This window comes from Bacteroidia bacterium (assembly GCA_026932145.1).
Lineage (GTDB): Bacteria > Bacteroidota > Bacteroidia > J057 > JAIXKT01 > JAIXKT01.
Map to the genome: position 1 here is coordinate 1 of JAIXKT010000014.1, position 3,677 is coordinate 3,677.

A 3,677-nucleotide genomic window follows, 5' to 3' on the forward strand; every position below is an offset into this window, starting at 1 on the left:
CTATGTTTTCAACATTCATACAGCTAAATTAATGATATCCTTGCGTAACATCAGTTATTAAAACAGATTTAAGAGTGCGACCAATTTATCATTACAAAAAACGTAGGATAGAAGCACATATTTGCATTGCTTTTGCTGCTTGCAAGTTATACAAAGAGTTAGAACGTCAATTAAACATCAAAAAGGCAGGAATAAGCCCTGAAAAAGCTATTGATATTTTAAAGACAATCTTTGGACTTACTATCCGGTTGCCGCAATCCAATGAAAACAAACTTATGTTGCTTGATAAAACAGAAGAACAAAAATGGCTATTAGCACTGTTTTGAACTTTTGGGTGTCCTATTGATGAAGCCAGGAGTACTATGCAGTCTTTGCTGAAGCATTCGGTGAAATCTTTTATCAAAGCAATTCTCTCCGAAGTGTATGAATTTTGTTTTTTGTTTAACATCTTGAACCTCAATAGAAAAGCTACGTTTTTTATAGCTTACCCCCCAACATCAGAATGTTGATGTTTTTTTCTTCCAATTTCCAATTTGTTCTATCCAGTACTAAGAGGTTGTTTAAAATTTATTTTTTTATTCTGTTAAGCATAATTCTAATCATAGCTAAGTGCACAAAGCTTGTACTGCATTCGGGGTGGAATTCATAGTCATTAACTGATGTTACGCAACATTAAGTAGTATTTTTAAGACTTGGTGTTAATAAATGCTGTAATTCTTCCTTTGCTTTTCGTAGTGCTACTATGTTCAAATAATTTTTCAGTGCAAAATGACTTTTGTTTTTTCTTACTTTCAGTAATTCAAACCGATTAAACGCTGTCAGCGAAGCAATGAAATGACTTTTTTGTGTTGTTATTGTGCGTGTAGGTGATTTGGCAAACGAAGCATTGCTCTTGATGGATTTGTGATACTCTTCTACTTTCCATCGTTTGTGATAGATTGCAGTGATTTGCTCGTATGACAAATTTAAGTCGTTAGAAGCCAGATAGAGCGCAGCAGTATCATTCTCGTTTGTGAAAATTTGGCATGCAATGAGAATTGGGAAATCCAACTGCTCAACCCACACCACCGCAGTGCGCCCTTCCGGCTTCAGGGACTTAATACTTGTGTAACGACCGTTTTGCTTATCATCCAGTGTCAAGGCAACTTTCCGATTTGACTTGAGAGCAAAAATAAATTTCCCGTTGTGTTTTTGAGCCAGTATTCTATTTTCTCTGCTACCGAACATAGTTGTTGGTATTGCTTTATCTCGAAGTATTCCAATATCTCTTCCGGGAATACTTCATTGAAAAATGTTGTTTCGATGCTAAGTGTTTTTTATTGCTTCAAACATACCACTTTTAACAATTACTCCCCATAAATTAGGATTGACCCATTTGTTTTCCTAAAAATTGTTCGTAAGCACTTCCTAAAATTTCAACCGATAATACCGAAAATTCATAAGGGCAAATAGGGTAGTAAAGTTCTGAAATAATGTTTTTAATGACTTTATTATCAATCGTAATTTTCTCGCTGATTTTATCTTTCTTAAAATCAAAAAGTCCTGAATTATATTTTTGGTCTGCTTGATGAAAACGGAATAAAAGATTTTGGTAATAGGTTCCGGTTTTAATGTCAGTTTGCAATTCGCCGTAAGGTTCGGCACTTCTATCTTCTGCAATACGAAGAAAAATTAGTCTGTCTATGGTATGTTGCACTACAAAATTTAATTCTTCCTCGTTAATATCTTTGTTGCGAAGTGCAATATTTATCGCCAATTCAACACGCCATTTGTCTAATGATAGCAGAAATTCGTTATCAACTGTGGTTGTTCCTTTTTTGTTTTTGTCGCTGGTAATGTATTTGTCAAAACTGCCTTTGAGAACATATTCTTTTGAAAAAGTTTCCCAAATAAAATTAAAGTCGTTTAGGTAGTCAGAATATTGTAAATACTTAATTCGTCCGTTGCTGGCTTTGTCTGTTGGTTTGGGTTTGTTGGAGCAATCGTAAATTGCAAATTCTTCAAAATCGGTAATTACGGAAATGGGCATTTTCGCACTCCAACCGTAACGCCTTACTTGATAAGCCGGCTGAATATCGTCTTTGATAAAAACGCTTGGTTTTTTGGCTTCGAGAAAGAAAAGTCGTTTTCCGCCAACAAGTCTAAATGAATAATCGGGAGCTTTTGTTGCACCGCCCACTTTTACACGGTCTTCGTGAATTACCTCACGGTAGCTTTCTGCATAACCGTTTTCGTTGTCAATATCCCAACCGAGAGCTTTCCAAAACGGGTCAATAAAATCGCGTCTTGTTTGCGTTTCGTTGTAATCTGCTTTTTTGTAAAATTCCTTTTGTTCGTCAAACCGCTGAACTAATGATTTTATTTTTTCAAGTGCTTCTTGTTTTTGCATCCGCTGTCCGATTTACGGTAGCGAATGTTTTATGGTCGTTTTGTCTGAACTTTCAATTCAGAACGGTCGTCCGTTAGCATTGCCACCAACGCAGCGCTTGACGAAGTTCCGAGAAAAAAAAGAGAAGACCAAAATTTATTTTGGGATTCCGGTGTTTTTTTTCTCGGAATCTAATTTTGTCAAGTATTTTGTTGGGCGACGTTAGCCGGAACGGCGAGCGGTGCGAGCCGCAGCCGGCGCAAAGCCCAGGCGTATCTTAGACAAAATTAGGTCAAGCGCTGCGTTGAGCGACATTTGTTTTGGATGGGAGTGTTTGCGCAGCAAAACACGAAGAACAAAACTACGCCGCAGGCGTAATGTCGCTCAACGGTTTGCAGCTACCCGAAGGTGGCGATTTCGGAGTACTTCACTGTCAACCAAGCACAAACTTTGATAGAAGCACAAAGCTTGATTTAACCACTGAACCGCCACTTTTGGGTAGGTGCTGTTATGTGCTGTATTTCTTCTCATTCGTCAGTATTTGTTCAACCCAAGAAAGTCGTTCCGCAATTTCACTCTTTTCGTTGTCGTAAAATGCTTTTTCTATTTTCTTTAAAATGTTGTCGGAAGTCAACCAAGTCTTGAATTGTTCAATATTCTTTGTGTTTTTCTCAATGCTGTCTATGTAGTTGTTACCAAATAAATGTTGTCGTTCTTCAAATATATAATTTGTCAGATGTTTTATTGATGCAAAACTGTCATTGGTCTCCCAAACTTTTATTATCTCAGAAAAGTCAGGGTAGAAGTATGCTATTGAGTGAAAGTAGTCTTTGAATTCCCATTCTGCTTTTTCACTGTTGTCAGTCAGTAGATTGTTCCACAATTCAATTGTAAAGTCGTTTATGGCTGTCTGTTCTTCAACGTCCCAAGATTTCCAATTAGCGTCTTCAAGTCTGCTGTAAAGTGTCCAAATGTCGTAAGGTGTTTTGAGTTCCGCTGTCAATTCTAAAATTCTTGGCAAGTAAAACCTGTAGTCATTTTCGTCCCCCCAAGTCAAAATAACTTTTCCTGCAAACAGTGATAAGTCTTCGTCAGTCAGTTCTCTCAATTTTTTGCTTCTTATTTGTTTGTTCCAAGTTGCTAAATCGTCATAAAGAGGACTTCCTTCCAATTTTGAAAGTCCTTGATACTTTGCGAAAATGTCGTAAAGTTTTTCGATTGATATTTTTAGTTTGTCGGTCATTCAATATAGCACATAACGTTTTGGCGCTTGGCGCAGTGGCGGATTTCGGAGCACAAAACTGTCAAT

The 3,677-nt window shown here is 37.1% G+C and carries 4 protein-coding genes; 1 reads left to right on the forward strand and 3 read right to left on the reverse strand.

The window, feature by feature from the left end:
• The first annotated feature begins 74 nt into the window (after positions 1–74).
• The gene (locus LC115_04675) at positions 75–326 is read left to right on the forward strand and encodes a hypothetical protein (protein ID MCZ2355974.1); all 252 of its coding nucleotides are present in this window, start codon (positions 75–77) and stop codon (positions 324–326) included.
• A 346-nt stretch (positions 327–672) separates the two neighbouring features.
• Here LC115_04675 and LC115_04680 read toward each other — a convergent pair whose 3' ends face one another.
• The 3 genes from LC115_04680 to LC115_04690 all read right to left on the reverse strand — a co-directional run bounded on the left by LC115_04680 (position 673) and on the right by LC115_04690 (position 3,611).
• Positions 673–1,227, reverse strand: coding sequence for a transposase (locus LC115_04680; protein MCZ2355975.1), 555 nt, complete (start codon positions 1,225–1,227; stop codon positions 673–675).
• Between the two features lie 133 nt (positions 1,228–1,360).
• Complete coding sequence (locus LC115_04685; GenBank protein MCZ2355976.1) at positions 1,361–2,389, reverse strand: hypothetical protein; 1,029 nt, start codon at positions 2,387–2,389, stop codon at positions 1,361–1,363.
• Between the two features lie 487 nt (positions 2,390–2,876).
• Positions 2,877–3,611 carry a hypothetical protein gene (locus LC115_04690; protein MCZ2355977.1) on the reverse strand — a complete coding sequence of 245 codons (735 nt, stop codon included), beginning with the start codon at positions 3,609–3,611 and terminating at the stop codon, positions 2,877–2,879.
• Between the last annotated feature and the right edge of the window lie 66 nt (positions 3,612–3,677).

Bases quoted from the DNA above. Each gene is read 5' to 3' on its own strand.
- LC115_04690 (MCZ2355977.1), bottom strand. From the start codon at position 3,611: ATGACCGACAAACTAAAAATATCAATCGAAAAACTTTACGACATTTTC.
- LC115_04685 (MCZ2355976.1), bottom strand. From the start codon at position 2,389: ATGCAAAAACAAGAAGCACTTGAAAAAATAAAATCATTAGTTCAGCGG.
- LC115_04680 (MCZ2355975.1), bottom strand. From the start codon at position 1,227: ATGTTCGGTAGCAGAGAAAATAGAATACTGGCTCAAAAACACAACGGG.